Genomic DNA, 15,330 nt, shown 5'->3' on the forward strand with positions numbered 1-15,330 from the left:
TTCATACATCATGACTGAATCCTTATTAACTAAATCCCTAACATTAAGTTATGGTGATTCCAATATTATCGAAGATCTCAATTTATCTATCCCTTTGAATGAAATTACTGTCTTAATTGGAGCGAACGGCTGTGGCAAATCTACACTTTTACGCTCTATTGCTCGATTATTAAAGCCCAAAAAGGGATCTGTGTTATTAGATGGCGAAGATATTTTTAAACTATCTACAAAGCAAGTAGCTAAAAACCTTTCTATACTTCCTCAATCACCAGTAGCACCAGAAGGCTTAACGGTTCTACAGCTCGTTAAACAAGGACGATTTCCTTATCAAAGTTGGCGCCAGCAATGGACGGAGAAGGACGAGGAAATTGTGATGAATGCCTTAAAAGCAACAGGTACGGAGCAATTACGAGATAGACCAGTGGATGAGCTATCAGGTGGGCAACGTCAACGTGCATGGATTGCTATGACACTTGCTCAAGATACAGATATTATTCTTTTAGATGAGCCTACAACCTATTTAGATCTAACTCATCAAATAGAAGTGTTAGATTTATTATTTGAATTAAATCAACAGCAAAAGCGAACAATTATTATGGTCTTACATGATATAAACCTCGCTTGTCGTTATGCCGATCATATCATTACTGTACGTGATCGAGGAGTTTATCGCCAAGGTAAGCCTGAAGAGATCATGACGACAGAATTAGTTAGCCATGTATTTGATCTTGAATGTCAAATGACATCAGATCCAATCTTTGGAACACCTTTATGTATTCCTTATGGTAAAGGACGAAATATTACGTAAGTCTTCAAAAAACAACAAGCCTTCGCCGATTGATTATCTGGCGAAGGCTTTCTTGTTACCTGTTCTTTTCCGTTCATAAAAAAAGTGCAGTAGATGTAAATTCATCTACTGCACTTAGTATGACCCGTACGGGATTCGAACCCGTGTTACCGCCGTGAAAGGGCGGTGTCTTAACCACTTGACCAACGGGCCAATGGCGGAGAAGGAGGGATTTGAACCCTCGCGCCGGTTACCCGACCTACACCCTTAGCAGGGGCGCCTCTTCAGCCTCTTGAGTACTTCCCCACACAAAAAAATGGCTCCGAAGGCAGGACTCGAACCTGCGACAACCTGATTAACAGTCAGGTGCTACTACCAACTGAGCTACTTCGGAATAAATAATGGGCCTAAATGGACTCGAACCATCGACCTCACGCTTATCAGGCGTGCGCTCTAACCAGCTGAGCTATAGGCCCTTGGAGCGGGTGATGAGAATCGAACTCACGACATCAGCTTGGAAGGCTGAGGTTTTACCATTAAACTACACCCGCATAAATGGTGGGTCAGGACGGAATCGAACCGCCGACACTTAGAGCTTCAATCTAATGCTCTACCAACTGAGCTACTGACCCATTTCGTCCATGCTAAGCTTGCTCACTTTTTGCTTCTCATGTCTATAAAAAAATGGCGGTCCCGACCGGGATCGAACCGGCGATCTCCTGCGTGACAGGCAGGCATGTTAACCGCTACACCACGGGACCATTTGGTTGCGGGGGCCGGATTTGAACCAACGACCTTCGGGTTATGAGCCCGACGAGCTACCACTGCTCCACCCCGCGATAATCTTATTGTCTTTTCGAGTTTTTAAAGCACCATTTATGAATAAAACTGGAGGAGGTAGAGGGATTCGAACCCCCGCGCGGTGTTACCCGCCTGTCGGTTTTCAAGACCGATCCCTTCAGCCAGACTTGGGTATACCTCCGTAATAATATATAAATGATGGACCTTGCAGGACTCGAACCTGCGACCGGACGGTTATGAGCCGTCTGCTCTAACCAACTGAGCTAAAGGTCCTTAAGATGGCGGCAGAGGGGATCGAACCCCCGACCTTACGGGTATGAACCGTACGCTCTAGCCAGCTGAGCTACGCCGCCAGGATCTTTATACTGGTTAATTACTATGGTGGAGCCTAGCGGGATCGAACCGCTGACCTCCTGCGTGCAAGGCAGGCGCTCTCCCAGCTGAGCTAAGGCCCCATAATATTTTTTGGAAATGGTCGGGAAGACAGGATTCGAACCTGCGACCCCTTGGTCCCAAACCAAGTGCTCTACCAAGCTGAGCTACTTCCCGTTGTTCTTATGGCGCGCCCGACAGGAGTCGAACCCATAACCTTCTGATCCGTAGTCAGACGCTCTATCCAATTGAGCTACGGGCGCATATAAAATGGTGCCGAGGACCGGAATCGAACCGGTACGGTAGTCACCTACCGCAGGATTTTAAGTCCTGTGCGTCTGCCAGTTCCGCCACCCCGGCACATTTGGAGCGGAAGACGAGGTTCGAACTCGCGACCCCCACCTTGGCAAGGTGGTGTTCTACCACTGAACTACTTCCGCATGTGCATAAGTTTTTTTATCTGGCATATTGAAAAATGGTGCGGGTGAAGGGAGTCGAACCCCCACGCCTTGCGGCGCTAGATCCTAAGTCTAGTGCGTCTGCCAATTCCGCCACACCCGCTTAATATGGTTGGTACTTATAAATGGTGAGCCATGAAGGACTCGAACCTTCGACCCTCTGATTAAAAGTCAGATGCTCTACCAACTGAGCTAATGGCTCGTCTGAAATGGTGCCGGCTATAGGAATCGAACCCACGACCTACTGATTACAAGTCAGTTGCTCTACCTGCTGAGCTAAACCGGCAAATGATGGAGGATGACGGGCTCGAACCGCCGACCCTCTGCTTGTAAGGCAGATGCTCTCCCAGCTGAGCTAATCCTCCTGGGTATTATGCCTAGCGACGTCCTACTCTCACAGGGGGAAGCCCCCAACTACCATCGGCGCTAAAGAGCTTAACTTCCGTGTTCGGTATGGGAACGGGTGTGACCTCTTTGCCATCATCACTAGACTACTTTATTATGTATCTTGTTTTGAAGTTGTTTACCTGTCCTTCAAGACAAGAATTATTGTATAACGTTTTCTCATATTGTGCAATACTTTTTTATAAAAAAAAGAAATTATTACTTTTAAAAGATATTTTTGTTAAGAAAGAGAAAATATTGCCCTGCAAAATATTATATCAATAGTTGTTTCAAAAGAAAACAATTATTTTTCATCTATATATTTTCAGCTTATGATCTTGCTTAAAACTTGCTACTAAATAGTAGCAAGTTCCATAGTCAATCTATCAATTTCTTTAAATGTTGTTGAATCTCCGAAAGATATTCTAAAGAATTGCCGTGCCGTTTCCATTGAATAATTCATAGATAAAATGGCTTTTGTTCCAGATTCGCTATGAATATCACACGCACTTCCCGTTGATATACTGATCCCTGCCTCGTTTAATTTTAATAATACATATTGCCCCTCCACTTTACTCATCATGACACCACAAATATTTGGCAATTGCTGCTTACACTCTATTAGTCGAACTGTTTTTGGTAGACGACTTTTAAAATATCTTCTTAATTCCTCGTAATGCTGTCTTTCATAACTATTATTTTCAACCGCTGCCGCAAAGGAAACAATGGCAGGTGTATCTAAAGTTCCCCCTCTTAATCCTCTTTCATGAGTTACGCCTGGTGTCAGTGCTGGAACACGAATTGCAGGGTTTATATAAACAGCGCCGCAGCCCTTAGGTCCTCCTATTTTATGTGCTGAAATTGTCATAGCGTCTCCTCCTCTTGGTATAGTTAATTTCCCAAAGGATTGTACACAATCAATATGACAGTAAACAGCGGCTTCTTTTGCCGCTTCAATTATTTTTTCCACAGGTTGAATAGAACCAATTTCTGAATTTACATGTTGAATGGAAATTAATGCTGTATCTTTTCGAATAGCGAGTAGTAGTTGTTCTGAGTCAATACAACCATCCTTTTGCAACGGTAATTTTGTCACCTCAAAACCCATTTTCTCCAATGTATTCAAAGCTGCATGTACAGACGTATGTTCAGCTTGTGATGAAATAATATGTTTTCCTTTTTTAGAGGCAAATGCTAATGACAAAATGGCCATAATGTTTCCTTCCGTTCCGCTTCCAGTAAAGATAACGCCATCACTATTGACACCAAGTTCATTGGCTATAATTTCTCTTGATTGCTGGATAAAATAATACGCTTGTCCCCCTAAATCATGGAGACTTGAGCTATTTCCATAATAACGCTGTGCCACCTCTACATATGCTTCAAGCGCCTTCTTCGTCATTGGTGTTGTTGCTGCGTAATCCATGTAGATCATCGTATTCTTCCTCTCTCGTTCAACAGGTCTTGTTTTCTTTTTTATTTTATGTAAAGATAAGTGTCAAGACAACTGTAAAGAAGGTATAACTATGGATGTAAAGACAGACGTCCTTATAATTGGTAGTGGTATTGCAGCACTTCAGGCAGCTCTACTCCTCGAAGAACATTTTAAAATACAAATAGTTACAAAATCATCCGTCCATACGAGCAGTTCCTATCGTGCACAGGGTGGCATTGCCGTCGTGACAAGTGAGGAGGATCATATTGATTGCCATATTGCGGATACATTGAAGGCCGGAGAGTTTCATCATGAAGGTAGAAATGTCCAAACGCTCATAGAAGAAGGCACAAAAATAATGCGTAACTACCTTCAAGCTGAATTCCCCATTGATCGGAATAGCAATGGAGCTCCTGCTCTAGGTCTGGAGGGAGCACATAGCCATCATCGTATTCTCCATGCAGGTGGTGATCGTACTGGTCAAATTTTCATAGATTACTTGCTTCATAAACTTTCTCCTAATACAAAGGTAAATTGCTATGAAATGGCCTATGAACTTTTACTAAATACAAATGGTGACTGTGTAGGTGTACTTACAAAAGGAAGCGAAGGCACTAAACGCTACTTTGCCCATCATGTTATTTTAGCGACAGGTGGTGCAGGAGCACTTTATTCAAGTACATCTAATTACCCAACAAATACTGGTGATGGTATTGCTTTAGCCTTTCGAGCAGGAGCTGCCATCAGTGATATGGAATTTATGCAGTTTCATCCAAGTCTGCTTTGGTGTGAAAACGAGGCAAAAGGATTGATTTCTGAAGCGGTACGAGGAGCTGGTGGTATTTTTGTCGATGCCCAACGTCGTCCAATTATGAAGGGCATCCATGCACAACTTGATTTAGCGCCAAGACATATTACAGCACTCACATTATTTAAGAAACGGGCGGCTGGTGAGGAAACATTCCTTGATATATCCTCCATCCAAAATTTCGATGTAAAATTTCCATCAATCACACAGCTTTGCCGTAACAACCATATTGACTTACAAGATGGCCTGATTCCTGTTTCACCAGGTAGTCATTTTTTAATGGGCGGTATTATTGCTGATGATAAAGGCAGAACCACTATAGCCAACTTGTATGCTATCGGCGAAGTGGCCTGTACAGGTGTTCACGGAGCAAATCGTTTAGCTAGTAACTCCCTATTAGAAGGGATTACTTTTGGTCACAGAATGGCATATTTCATTATCCAACAAGGCTGTAGTCAAAAGGATTTCTTACTTGCTAGCGATAAAAATGTCGATTCAATGCCTTCATTATTTAGCAAACAACAATTACAGCAACATATGATGCAGTACTTAGGTATCGTTAGGAACGGTGACGATTTGCAATATTCCCTCCAGCAATTACCCTCTATACAAGCACTTCTCCATGCAAATTTAAAGGGTTTGCAACAGACTGAGCTGGAACTATATATGATGCATGTTGTCGCCACATTAATAACCCATGCGGCCATTACAAGAACTGAAACACGTGGAGCCCACATTCGTAGCGATAAACCCGCGATGGTAGCAAAGTGGGCAAACCGATGGATTATTTTTTCGCAAGGACAAATGAAAGTGAGGAATTCATTGTATGAATATCATCAAACTCGAGGAAATGCTCAAACAATTTTTTAATGAGGATATAGGTGATGGGGATTTATCGAGTGAATATATTTTTTCTCCTAAAGAGCAAGGAACTTTTTCATTTTATGCCAAAGAAAGTGGCATTTTTTGTGGCGCACCTATTATTGAGCATGGCTTTCACGTACTAGATCGGTCTATAAAAGTCAACCTTCCTAAAAAAGATGGGGAAGCCGTAGAGGCTGGCGACGTCATTGCTATTATAGATGGCCCCTTACAAAAATTATTAATGGGAGAACGCGTAATTTTAAATCTTATACAACGGATGTCTGCAATAGCTACGGCGGCTCACCTAGCAGTACAGGAAATTGCAGGAACGAACACAAAAATATGTGATACCCGTAAAACGATTCCTGGTTTGCGTATGCTTGATAAATATGCTGTTCGAATCGGTGGTGCTTTTAACCATCGCAATGGCCTATTTGATGCAATCATGCTAAAGGATAATCATATTGCTTTTGCTGGTAGCATGACAAACGCCATTCAGGCTGCTAGAGAAAAAGTTGGTCATACCGTTAAAATTGAAGTGGAAATAGAAACAAAAAAACAGCTAGATGAAGCCATTTTAGCTGGAGCAGATATTATAATGTTTGATAATCGAAGTCCTGAAGAAATACGTGCATGGCTGCCTGCTGTTCCTTCTTCTATCACGACTGAAGCGTCAGGTGGCATTACTCTTGAAAATATAAGAGCTTATGCTCAAACTGGTATACAGTGGATTTCACTTGGTTCTCTAACCCACTCTGTCAAAGCCTTTGACATTAGCGCCCTTGTACAAATGAAAGGAGGCTATTCCATTGTCCATCACTAGTTTATTACAGCAGACGACGTTACTTCCTGAGCATTATCGAGCATTATCCGTAACGGAAATGGAATCTCGTATTTTATCCATCAAAAAGAAATTAGGATCTAAGCTTTTTATTCCGGGTCATCACTATCAAAAAGATGAAGTTATCCAATTTGCTGATGCAACGGGAGATTCCTTACAGCTGGCTCAATTATCTGCAGCAAACAAAGAGGCGGAGCACATCGTATTTTGTGGGGTACATTTTATGGCTGAAACTGCTGATATGCTAACATCAAAACAGCAACATGTATATTTACCAGATATGCGTGCAGGTTGCTCGATGGCTGACATGGCTGATATTTATCAAACTGAACAAGCATGGCCCATTTTACAGCAGCTCTTTGGTGATACGATCATTCCACTTACCTATGTTAATTCAACAGCCGCTATTAAAGCCTTTACAGGAAGACATGGTGGTGCATGTGTAACATCCTCTAATGCGAAAGAGCTTGTTCAGTGGGCATTTACACAAAAACAGCGTATCTTCTTTTTACCCGACCAACATTTAGGCAGAAATACTGCTTATGACTTAGGTGTTCCACTCGAGAATATGGCCGTTTGGAATCCGCATAAAAATATACTTGAAACTAAACAGCCTCTTGAGAACATCCAAGTTATTCTGTGGAAGGGTCATTGCTCTGTACATGAAGGATTTACAGTTCAACATACAGAGACTGTTCGTAAGGAATATCCAGCCATGAAAATTATTGTTCACCCTGAATGTAGTCGTGAAGTTGTAGATGCGGCTGATGATGCTGGTTCAACTAAGTACATTATCGATACAATTAGTCAAGCACCTAGTGGATCTGCATGGGCAATAGGGACAGAAATGAATCTGGTCAATCGTATTATAAAGCAGCATCCAGATAAACAGATCATCTCTTTAAATGAAAACTTTTGTCCTTGCCTAACAATGAATCGCATTGATCTCCCCCATTTACTATGGTGCTTAGAAAGCATTGAACAAGGTCAACCACATAACCGTATTCAAGTTGATAGCCATACTAGCACTGAAGCTCTTAGTTCTCTGGAAAGAATGTTAGCAAGAAGATAAATTACGATTTTAAAGCAGAGATGTTGTAAAAAACAATATTTCTGCTTTTTATTTGCTCATAAAATTAAGTATCTGGTTACCTCCTGAAATTGACACTCATTTATTTTTTATGATAATGTCGATTTGGAGGTGATAAGAAATGTCTTTTCAATCGAAAAATATTTTCATTAATTTACCAGTAAAAAATGTAAACAAATCCACGTCATTTTTTAAGGAGTTAGGTTTTGAGTTCAATCAACAATTCAGTGATGAAACAACTTCCTCAATGATTATTAGCGAAAATATTTTTGCTTTACTAATGGTCGAAGATCGCTTCAAAGGATTTAGTAACAAGGAGATACCGGATACTACTGTTTCTGCCCAAGCAATTTTATGTCTATCTGCAGAAAATCGCGAGCAAGTAGATCAGCTAGTAAATAAGGCACTTGCCTCCGGGGGTAAACCTTATAGTGATCCACAGGATCATGGATTTATGTATGGCTGGGGTTTTCAAGATTTAGATGGGCATATTTGGGAAGTAGTTTATATGGATGAGCATGCAATGAATCAAGAGTAAATCGTTTATCTTATATTAGTTTTCTATAAAAAAACAGTAGACGCACATGCATCTACTGTTTTTTGTATGACCCGTACGGGATTCGAACCCGTGTTACCGCCGTGAAAGGGCGGTGTCTTAACCACTTGACCAACGGGCCAATGGCGGAGAAGGAGGGATTTGAACCCTCGCGCCGGTTACCCGACCTACACCCTTAGCAGGGGCGCCTCTTCAGCCTCTTGAGTACTTCCCCACACAAAAAAATGGCTCCGAAGGCAGGACTCGAACCTGCGACAACCTGATTAACAGTCAGGTGCTACTACCAACTGAGCTACTTCGGAATAAATAATGGGCCTAAATGGACTCGAACCATCGACCTCACGCTTATCAGGCGTGCGCTCTAACCAGCTGAGCTATAGGCCCTTGGAGCGGGTGATGAGAATCGAACTCACGACATCAGCTTGGAAGGCTGAGGTTTTACCATTAAACTACACCCGCATAAATGGTGGGTCAGGACGGAATCGAACCGCCGACACTTAGAGCTTCAATCTAATGCTCTACCAACTGAGCTACTGACCCATTTCGTCCATGCTAAGCTTGCTCACTTTTTGCTTCTCATGTCTATAAAAAAATGGCGGTCCCGACCGGGATCGAACCGGCGATCTCCTGCGTGACAGGCAGGCATGTTAACCGCTACACCACGGGACCATTTGGTTGCGGGGGCCGGATTTGAACCAACGACCTTCGGGTTATGAGCCCGACGAGCTACCACTGCTCCACCCCGCGATAATCTTATTGTCTTTTCGAGTTTTTAAAGCACCATTTATGAATAAAACTGGAGGAGGTAGAGGGATTCGAACCCCCGCGCGGTGTTACCCGCCTGTCGGTTTTCAAGACCGATCCCTTCAGCCAGACTTGGGTATACCTCCGTAATAATATATAAATGATGGACCTTGCAGGACTCGAACCTGCGACCGGACGGTTATGAGCCGTCTGCTCTAACCAACTGAGCTAAAGGTCCTTAAGATGGCGGCAGAGGGGATCGAACCCCCGACCTTACGGGTATGAACCGTACGCTCTAGCCAGCTGAGCTACGCCGCCAGGATCTTTATACTGGTTAATTACTATGGTGGAGCCTAGCGGGATCGAACCGCTGACCTCCTGCGTGCAAGGCAGGCGCTCTCCCAGCTGAGCTAAGGCCCCATAATATTTTTTGGAAATGGTCGGGAAGACAGGATTCGAACCTGCGACCCCTTGGTCCCAAACCAAGTGCTCTACCAAGCTGAGCTACTTCCCGTTGTTCTTATGGCGCGCCCGACAGGAGTCGAACCCATAACCTTCTGATCCGTAGTCAGACGCTCTATCCAATTGAGCTACGGGCGCATATAAAATGGTGCCGAGGACCGGAATCGAACCGGTACGGTAGTCACCTACCGCAGGATTTTAAGTCCTGTGCGTCTGCCAGTTCCGCCACCCCGGCACATTTGGAGCGGAAGACGAGGTTCGAACTCGCGACCCCCACCTTGGCAAGGTGGTGTTCTACCACTGAACTACTTCCGCATGTGCATAAGTTTTTTTATCTGGCATATTGAAAAATGGTGCGGGTGAAGGGAGTCGAACCCCCACGCCTTGCGGCGCTAGATCCTAAGTCTAGTGCGTCTGCCAATTCCGCCACACCCGCTTAATATGGTTGGTACTTATAAATGGTGAGCCATGAAGGACTCGAACCTTCGACCCTCTGATTAAAAGTCAGATGCTCTACCAACTGAGCTAATGGCTCGTCTGAAATGGTGCCGGCTATAGGAATCGAACCCACGACCTACTGATTACAAGTCAGTTGCTCTACCTGCTGAGCTAAACCGGCAAATGATGGAGGATGACGGGCTCGAACCGCCGACCCTCTGCTTGTAAGGCAGATGCTCTCCCAGCTGAGCTAATCCTCCTGGGTATTATGCCTAGCGACGTCCTACTCTCACAGGGGGAAGCCCCCAACTACCATCGGCGCTAAAGAGCTTAACTTCCGTGTTCGGTATGGGAACGGGTGTGACCTCTTTGCCATCATCACTAGACTATTTTCGGCTTTCAATATACATAGCATTTCTTCGTCAGCTTCTGTCGTTCAGTCAGTCACGTACTTGAGTACGCTCCTTCCCTCTCTCTATTGCTTCCTCGAACTACTCGTATCTTGAAACCCTTCATAAAAGAAATTATTCTTTCAAAACTGGATAAACGGTTCATTGAATGTTTCAAACATTTTGGTTAAGTCCTCGATCGATTAGTATTCGTCAGCTCCATGTGTCACCACACTTCCACCTCGAACCTATCTACCTCATCGTCTTTGAGGGATCTTACTTACTTGCGTAATGGGAAATCTCATCTTGAGGGGGGCTTCATGCTTAGATGCTTTCAGCACTTATCCCGTCCACACATAGCTACCCAGCGATGCCTTTGGCAAGACAACTGGTACACCAGCGGTGTGTCCATCCCGGTCCTCTCGTACTAAGGACAGCTCCTCTCAAATTTCCTACGCCCACGACGGATAGGGACCGAACTGTCTCACGACGTTCTGAACCCAGCTCGCGTACCGCTTTAATGGGCGAACAGCCCAACCCTTGGGACCGACTACAGCCCCAGGATGCGATGAGCCGACATCGAGGTGCCAAACCTCCCCGTCGATGTGGACTCTTGGGGGAGATAAGCCTGTTATCCCCGGGGTAGCTTTTATCCGTTGAGCGATGGCCCTTCCATGCGGAACCACCGGATCACTAAGCCCGTCTTTCGACCCTGCTCGACTTGTAGGTCTCGCAGTCAAGCTCCCTTGTGCCTTTACACTCTACGAATGATTTCCAACCATTCTGAGGGAACCTTTGGGCGCCTCCGTTACCTTTTAGGAGGCGACCGCCCCAGTCAAACTGTCCGCCTGACACTGTCTCCTGCCCCGCTAAGGGGCATGGGTTAGAATTTCAATACAACCAGGGTAGTATCCCACCGACGCCTCCTTCGAAGCTGGCGCTCCGAGATCTCTGGCTCCTACCTATCCTGTACAAGTTGTACCAAAATTCAATATCAGGCTACAGTAAAGCTCCACGGGGTCTTTCCGTCCTGTCGCGGGTAACCTGCATCTTCACAGGTACTATAATTTCACCGAGTCTCTCGTTGAGACAGTGCCCAGATCGTTACGCCTTTCGTGCGGGTCGGAACTTACCCGACAAGGAATTTCGCTACCTTAGGACCGTTATAGTTACGGCCGCCGTTTACTGGGGCTTCAATTCGCAGCTTCGCTTGCGCTAACCACTCCTCTTAACCTTCCAGCACCGGGCAGGCGTCAGCCCCTATACGTCACCTTACGGTTTTGCAGAGACCTGTGTTTTTGCTAAACAGTCGCCTGGGCCTATTCACTGCGGCTCTCATGCGCTTGCACGCTCAAGAGCACCCCTTCTCCCGAAGTTACGGGGTCATTTTGCCGAGTTCCTTAACGAGAGTTCTCTCGCACACCTTAGGATTCTCTCCTCGACTACCTGTGTCGGTTTGCGGTACGGGCACCTCTCACCTCGATAGAGGCTTTTCTTGGCAGTGTGAAATCAGGAACTTCGTCCATACGGACTCGCCATCACAGCTCAACGTTACAGTGTGCGGATTTGCCTACACACACGCCTTACTGCTTGGACGCGCATAACCAACAGCGCGCTTACCCTATCCTACTGCGTCCCCCCATTTCTCAAACGGTGAGGAGGTGGTACAGGAATATCAACCTGTTGTCCATCGCCTACGCCTATCGGCCTCGGCTTAGGTCCCGACTAACCCTGAGCGGACGAGCCTTCCTCAGGAAACCTTAGTCATACGGTGGACGGGATTCTCACCCGTCTTTCGCTACTCATACCGGCATTCTCACTTCTAAGCGCTCCACCAGTCCTTCCGGTCTGACTTCAACGCACTTAGAACGCTCTCCTACCACTGACATCGTAGATGTCAATCCACAGCTTCGGTGAATCGTTTAGCCCCGATACATTTTCGGCGCAGCGTCACTCGACCAGTGAGCTATTACGCACTCTTTAAATGATGGCTGCTTCTAAGCCAACATCCTGGTTGTCTGTGCAACGCCACATCCTTTTCCACTTAACGATTACTTTGGGACCTTAGCTGGTGGTCTGGGCTGTTTCCCTTTTGACTACGGATCTTATCACTCGCAGTCTGACTCCCGTGTATAAATATCTGGCATTCGGAGTTTGTCTGAATTCGGTAAACCGGGATGGCCCCCTAGTCCAAACAGTGCTCTACCTCCAGTATTCTCATCACGAGGCTAGCCCTAAAGCTATTTCGGAGAGAACCAGCTATCTCCAAGTTCGATTGGAATTTCTCCGCTACCCACACCTCATCCCCGCACTTTTCAACGTGCGTGGGTTCGGGCCTCCAGTAAGTGTTACCTTACCTTCACCCTGGACATGGGTAGATCACCTGGTTTCGGGTCTACGACCACGTACTATTTCGCCCTATTCAGACTCGCTTTCGCTGCGGCTCCGCCTTCTAAAGCTTAACCTCGCACGTAATCGTAACTCGCCGGTTCATTCTACAAAAGGCACGCTATCACCCATTAACGGGCTCTAACTACTTGTAGGCACACGGTTTCAGGATCTCTTTCACTCCCCTTCCGGGGTGCTTTTCACCTTTCCCTCACGGTACTGGTTCACTATCGGTCACTAGGTAGTATTTAGCCTTGGGAGATGGTCCTCCCGGATTCCGACGGAATTTCACGTGTTCCGCCGTACTCAGGATCCACTCAGGAGGGAACGAACTTTCGACTACAGGGCTTTTACCTGCTCTGGCGGACCTTTCCAAGTCGCTTCATCTAACTCGCTCTTTTGTAACTCCGTATTGAGTGTCCTACAACCCCAAGAGGCAAGCCTCTTGGTTTGGGCTCTTCCCGTTTCGCTCGCCGCTACTCAGGGAATCGATTTTTCTTTCTCTTCCTCCAGGTACTTAGATGTTTCAGTTCCCTGGGTCTGCCTTCAAGACGCTATGTATTCACGTCAAGATACTACGCGATTAAACGTAGTGGGTTCCCCCATTCGGAAATCTCCGGATCAAAGCTCACTTACAGCTCCCCGAAGCATATCGGTGTTAGTGCCGTCCTTCTTCGGCTCCTAGTGCCAAGGCATTCGCCGTGCGCCCTTAATAACTTAACCTATCAGCTTTCAATACACATCGCATTTAACTGCTCGTGTCTTGAAACCTTTTAATGTTATTAAGCCTATAAAAAACTTAAAAAATAAATGTGTTTGTTACTATTTCAATGTCGTTTTATCCAGTTTTCAAAGAACAAGTTTTGAAGTATTTCATTCAGAAGAATGAACCTTCAAAACTGAACGCAAAACGTAATCTTACAAACCCAAGGTTTGTATTCCGAAAATATCCTTAGAAAGGAGGTGATCCAGCCGCACCTTCCGATACGGCTACCTTGTTACGACTTCACCCCAATCATCTATCCCACCTTCGGCGGCTGGCTCCAAAAGGTTACCTCACCGACTTCGGGTGTTACAAACTCTCGTGGTGTGACGGGCGGTGTGTACAAGGCCCGGGAACGTATTCACCGCGGCATGCTGATCCGCGATTACTAGCGATTCCGGCTTCATGTAGGCGAGTTGCAGCCTACAATCCGAACTGAGAACGACTTTATCGGATTAGCTCCCTCTCGCGAGTTGGCAACCGTTTGTATCGTCCATTGTAGCACGTGTGTAGCCCAGGTCATAAGGGGCATGATGATTTGACGTCATCCCCACCTTCCTCCGGTTTGTCACCGGCAGTCACCTTAGAGTGCCCAACTAAATGATGGCAACTAAGATCAAGGGTTGCGCTCGTTGCGGGACTTAACCCAACATCTCACGACACGAGCTGACGACAACCATGCACCACCTGTCACCGTTGCCCCCGAAGGGGAAACTATATCTCTACAGTGGTCAACGGGATGTCAAGACCTGGTAAGGTTCTTCGCGTTGCTTCGAATTAAACCACATGCTCCACCGCTTGTGCGGGCCCCCGTCAATTCCTTTGAGTTTCAGTCTTGCGACCGTACTCCCCAGGCGGAGTGCTTAATGCGTTAGCTGCAGCACTAAGGGGCGGAAACCCCCTAACACTTAGCACTCATCGTTTACGGCGTGGACTACCAGGGTATCTAATCCTGTTTGCTCCCCACGCTTTCGCGCCTCAGTGTCAGTTACAGACCAGATAGTCGCCTTCGCCACTGGTGTTCCTCCAAATCTCTACGCATTTCACCGCTACACTTGGAATTCCACTATCCTCTTCTGCACTCAAGTCTCCCAGTTTCCAATGACCCTCCACGGTTGAGCCGTGGGCTTTCACATCAGACTTAAGAAACCACCTGCGCGCGCTTTACGCCCAATAATTCCGGACAACGCTTGCCACCTACGTATTACCGCGGCTGCTGGCACGTAGTTAGCCGTGGCTTTCTAATAAGGTACCGTCAAGGTACAGCCAGTTACTACTGTACTTGTTCTTCCCTTACAACAGAGTTTTACGAACCGAAATCCTTCTTCACTCACGCGGCGTTGCTCCATCAGGCTTTCGCCCATTGTGGAAGATTCCCTACTGCTGCCTCCCGTAGGAGTCTGGGCCGTGTCTCAGTCCCAGTGTGGCCGATCACCCTCTCAGGTCGGCTACGCATCGTCGCCTTGGTGAGCCGTTACCTCACCAACTAGCTAATGCGCCGCGGGCCCATCCTATAGCGACAGCCGAAACCGTCTTTCAGTGTTTCACCATGAGGTGAAACAGATTATTCGGTATTAGCCCCGGTTTCCCGGAGTTATCCCAAACTATAAGGTAGGTTGCCCACGTGTTACTCACCCGTCCGCCGCTAACGTCGAAGGAGCAAGCTCCTTCTCTGTTCGCTCGACTTGCATGTATTAGGCACGCCGCCAGCGTTCGTCCTGAGCCAGGATCAAACTCTCCATAAAAGAAA

At 46.1% G+C, this 15,330-nt stretch carries 6 protein-coding genes, 40 tRNA genes and 4 rRNA genes; 5 read left to right on the plus strand and 45 right to left on the minus strand.

The features are described from left to right. Positions 1-10: 10 nt before the first annotated feature. On the plus strand, positions 11-808 hold the full coding sequence (locus MKY80_RS17805) for an ABC transporter ATP-binding protein (protein WP_008180325.1): 798 nt from the start codon (positions 11-13) through the stop codon (positions 806-808). Positions 809-928: 120 nt separating this feature from the next. Here MKY80_RS17805 and MKY80_RS17810 read toward each other — a convergent pair. The 22 genes from MKY80_RS17810 to MKY80_RS17915 all read right to left on the minus strand — a co-directional run bounded on the left by MKY80_RS17810 (position 929) and on the right by MKY80_RS17915 (position 4,228). Next, positions 929-1,000 (minus strand) — tRNA-Glu (locus MKY80_RS17810). A 2-nt stretch (positions 1,001-1,002) separates the two neighbouring features. Continuing rightward, a tRNA-Ser gene (locus MKY80_RS17815) sits at positions 1,003-1,093 on the minus strand. 11 nt (positions 1,094-1,104) lie between these two features. Beyond that, a tRNA-Asn gene (locus tag MKY80_RS17820) sits at positions 1,105-1,181 on the minus strand. Between the two features lie 8 nt (positions 1,182-1,189). Beyond that, positions 1,190-1,263 (minus strand) — tRNA-Ile (locus tag MKY80_RS17825). 1 nt (position 1,264) lies between these two features. Then, a tRNA-Gly gene (locus tag MKY80_RS17830) sits at positions 1,265-1,338 on the minus strand. Between the two features lie 5 nt (positions 1,339-1,343). Further along, a tRNA-Phe gene (locus MKY80_RS17835) sits at positions 1,344-1,419 on the minus strand. A gap of 53 nt (positions 1,420-1,472) precedes the next feature. Next, a tRNA-Asp gene (locus MKY80_RS17840) sits at positions 1,473-1,548 on the minus strand. Between the two features lie 3 nt (positions 1,549-1,551). Beyond that, positions 1,552-1,626 (minus strand) — tRNA-Met (locus MKY80_RS17845). 50 nt (positions 1,627-1,676) lie between these two features. After that, positions 1,677-1,769: transfer RNA gene (locus tag MKY80_RS17850), tRNA-Ser, on the minus strand. A gap of 18 nt (positions 1,770-1,787) precedes the next feature. Further along, positions 1,788-1,861, minus strand: a tRNA-Ile gene (locus tag MKY80_RS17855). 6 nt (positions 1,862-1,867) lie between these two features. Next, positions 1,868-1,941 (minus strand) — tRNA-Met (locus tag MKY80_RS17860). Positions 1,942-1,967: 26 nt separating this feature from the next. Next, a tRNA-Ala gene (locus tag MKY80_RS17865) sits at positions 1,968-2,043 on the minus strand. Positions 2,044-2,060: 17 nt separating this feature from the next. Then, a tRNA-Pro gene (locus MKY80_RS17870) sits at positions 2,061-2,137 on the minus strand. 9 nt (positions 2,138-2,146) lie between these two features. Further along, positions 2,147-2,223 (minus strand) — tRNA-Arg (locus tag MKY80_RS17875). 8 nt (positions 2,224-2,231) lie between these two features. Next, positions 2,232-2,320, minus strand: a tRNA-Leu gene (locus tag MKY80_RS17880). 5 nt (positions 2,321-2,325) lie between these two features. Further along, positions 2,326-2,400 (minus strand) — tRNA-Gly (locus tag MKY80_RS17885). A gap of 36 nt (positions 2,401-2,436) precedes the next feature. After that, a tRNA-Leu gene (locus MKY80_RS17890) sits at positions 2,437-2,521 on the minus strand. 23 nt (positions 2,522-2,544) lie between these two features. Continuing rightward, positions 2,545-2,620: transfer RNA gene (locus tag MKY80_RS17895), tRNA-Lys, on the minus strand. A gap of 8 nt (positions 2,621-2,628) precedes the next feature. Further along, positions 2,629-2,704, minus strand: a tRNA-Thr gene (locus tag MKY80_RS17900). A 6-nt stretch (positions 2,705-2,710) separates the two neighbouring features. After that, positions 2,711-2,783, minus strand: a tRNA-Val gene (locus MKY80_RS17905). A 10-nt stretch (positions 2,784-2,793) separates the two neighbouring features. Then, positions 2,794-2,909, minus strand: a 5S ribosomal RNA gene (gene rrf, locus MKY80_RS17910). A gap of 248 nt (positions 2,910-3,157) precedes the next feature. Beyond that, positions 3,158-4,228 (minus strand): IscS subfamily cysteine desulfurase, encoded by a 1,071-nt coding sequence (locus tag MKY80_RS17915; RefSeq protein WP_239355512.1) that lies wholly within the window; start codon positions 4,226-4,228, stop codon positions 3,158-3,160. A gap of 100 nt (positions 4,229-4,328) precedes the next feature. Here MKY80_RS17915 and nadB point away from each other — a divergent pair, with 100 nt between their 5' ends. The 4 genes from nadB (at position 4,329) to MKY80_RS17935 (ending at position 8,378) form a co-directional block, all read left to right on the plus strand. Beyond that, complete coding sequence (nadB, locus tag MKY80_RS17920; RefSeq protein WP_107922366.1) at positions 4,329-5,915, plus strand: L-aspartate oxidase; 1,587 nt, start codon at positions 4,329-4,331, stop codon at positions 5,913-5,915. After that, entirely contained in the window at positions 5,872-6,732 is an 861-nt protein-coding gene (gene nadC / locus MKY80_RS17925; RefSeq protein ID WP_008181743.1) for a carboxylating nicotinate-nucleotide diphosphorylase, read from the plus strand. Before nadB ends, nadC begins: the two co-directional genes overlap by 44 nt. After that, positions 6,719-7,822, plus strand: a complete 1,104-nt coding sequence (nadA, locus tag MKY80_RS17930; protein ID WP_008181741.1) for a quinolinate synthase NadA — start codon at positions 6,719-6,721, stop codon at positions 7,820-7,822. Before nadC ends, nadA begins: the two co-directional genes overlap by 14 nt. 139 nt (positions 7,823-7,961) lie before the next feature. Continuing rightward, positions 7,962-8,378: a VOC family protein gene (locus MKY80_RS17935; RefSeq protein WP_008181739.1), complete on the plus strand. Its 417-nt coding sequence runs from the start codon at positions 7,962-7,964 to the stop codon at positions 8,376-8,378. A 67-nt stretch (positions 8,379-8,445) separates the two neighbouring features. Here the strand turns inward: MKY80_RS17935 and MKY80_RS17940 are convergent. The 23 genes from MKY80_RS17940 to MKY80_RS18050 form a co-directional block, all read right to left on the minus strand. Next, positions 8,446-8,517, minus strand: a tRNA-Glu gene (locus MKY80_RS17940). Between the two features lie 2 nt (positions 8,518-8,519). Next, a tRNA-Ser gene (locus MKY80_RS17945) sits at positions 8,520-8,610 on the minus strand. Positions 8,611-8,621: 11 nt separating this feature from the next. After that, positions 8,622-8,698: transfer RNA gene (locus MKY80_RS17950), tRNA-Asn, on the minus strand. Positions 8,699-8,706: 8 nt separating this feature from the next. Further along, a tRNA-Ile gene (locus MKY80_RS17955) sits at positions 8,707-8,780 on the minus strand. 1 nt (position 8,781) lies between these two features. Then, positions 8,782-8,855: transfer RNA gene (locus MKY80_RS17960), tRNA-Gly, on the minus strand. Positions 8,856-8,860: 5 nt separating this feature from the next. Continuing rightward, a tRNA-Phe gene (locus MKY80_RS17965) sits at positions 8,861-8,936 on the minus strand. A gap of 53 nt (positions 8,937-8,989) precedes the next feature. Then, positions 8,990-9,065, minus strand: a tRNA-Asp gene (locus tag MKY80_RS17970). Between the two features lie 3 nt (positions 9,066-9,068). After that, a tRNA-Met gene (locus tag MKY80_RS17975) sits at positions 9,069-9,143 on the minus strand. Between the two features lie 50 nt (positions 9,144-9,193). Further along, positions 9,194-9,286 (minus strand) — tRNA-Ser (locus tag MKY80_RS17980). Positions 9,287-9,304: 18 nt separating this feature from the next. Beyond that, positions 9,305-9,378, minus strand: a tRNA-Ile gene (locus MKY80_RS17985). A gap of 6 nt (positions 9,379-9,384) precedes the next feature. Beyond that, a tRNA-Met gene (locus tag MKY80_RS17990) sits at positions 9,385-9,458 on the minus strand. A 26-nt stretch (positions 9,459-9,484) separates the two neighbouring features. Then, positions 9,485-9,560, minus strand: a tRNA-Ala gene (locus tag MKY80_RS17995). Positions 9,561-9,577: 17 nt separating this feature from the next. Beyond that, positions 9,578-9,654: transfer RNA gene (locus MKY80_RS18000), tRNA-Pro, on the minus strand. A 9-nt stretch (positions 9,655-9,663) separates the two neighbouring features. Further along, positions 9,664-9,740, minus strand: a tRNA-Arg gene (locus MKY80_RS18005). 8 nt (positions 9,741-9,748) lie between these two features. Beyond that, positions 9,749-9,837: transfer RNA gene (locus MKY80_RS18010), tRNA-Leu, on the minus strand. 5 nt (positions 9,838-9,842) lie between these two features. Further along, a tRNA-Gly gene (locus MKY80_RS18015) sits at positions 9,843-9,917 on the minus strand. Positions 9,918-9,953: 36 nt separating this feature from the next. Next, positions 9,954-10,038, minus strand: a tRNA-Leu gene (locus tag MKY80_RS18020). Positions 10,039-10,061: 23 nt separating this feature from the next. Beyond that, positions 10,062-10,137 (minus strand) — tRNA-Lys (locus tag MKY80_RS18025). A gap of 8 nt (positions 10,138-10,145) precedes the next feature. Then, a tRNA-Thr gene (locus tag MKY80_RS18030) sits at positions 10,146-10,221 on the minus strand. Positions 10,222-10,227: 6 nt separating this feature from the next. Beyond that, a tRNA-Val gene (locus MKY80_RS18035) sits at positions 10,228-10,300 on the minus strand. Positions 10,301-10,310: 10 nt separating this feature from the next. After that, a 5S ribosomal RNA gene (rrf, locus tag MKY80_RS18040) occupies positions 10,311-10,426 on the minus strand. A gap of 186 nt (positions 10,427-10,612) precedes the next feature. Beyond that, positions 10,613-13,540 (minus strand): 23S ribosomal RNA (locus MKY80_RS18045). A 233-nt stretch (positions 13,541-13,773) separates the two neighbouring features. Continuing rightward, positions 13,774-15,325 (minus strand): 16S ribosomal RNA (locus tag MKY80_RS18050). The 16S, 23S and 5S rRNA genes sit together here with 20 tRNA genes alongside, the layout of an rRNA operon. Positions 15,326-15,330: the final 5 nt, after the last annotated feature.

Origin of the sequence: Lysinibacillus sp. FSL R5-0849 (genome assembly GCF_038595075.1) — a bacterium.
Taxonomy (GTDB): domain Bacteria; phylum Bacillota; class Bacilli; order Bacillales_A; family Planococcaceae; genus Lysinibacillus; species Lysinibacillus fusiformis.

Coding starts and splice junctions, on each gene's coding strand:
- MKY80_RS17805 (WP_008180325.1), top strand. CDS start 11: ATGACTGAATCCTTATTAACTAAATCCCTAACATTAAGTTATGGTGAT.
- MKY80_RS17915 (WP_239355512.1), bottom strand. CDS start 4,228: ATGGATTACGCAGCAACAACACCAATGACGAAGAAGGCGCTTGAAGCA.
- nadB (WP_107922366.1), top strand. CDS start 4,329: ATGGATGTAAAGACAGACGTCCTTATAATTGGTAGTGGTATTGCAGCA.
- nadC (WP_008181743.1), top strand. CDS start 5,872: ATGAATATCATCAAACTCGAGGAAATGCTCAAACAATTTTTTAATGAG.
- MKY80_RS17935 (WP_008181739.1), top strand. CDS start 7,962: ATGTCTTTTCAATCGAAAAATATTTTCATTAATTTACCAGTAAAAAAT.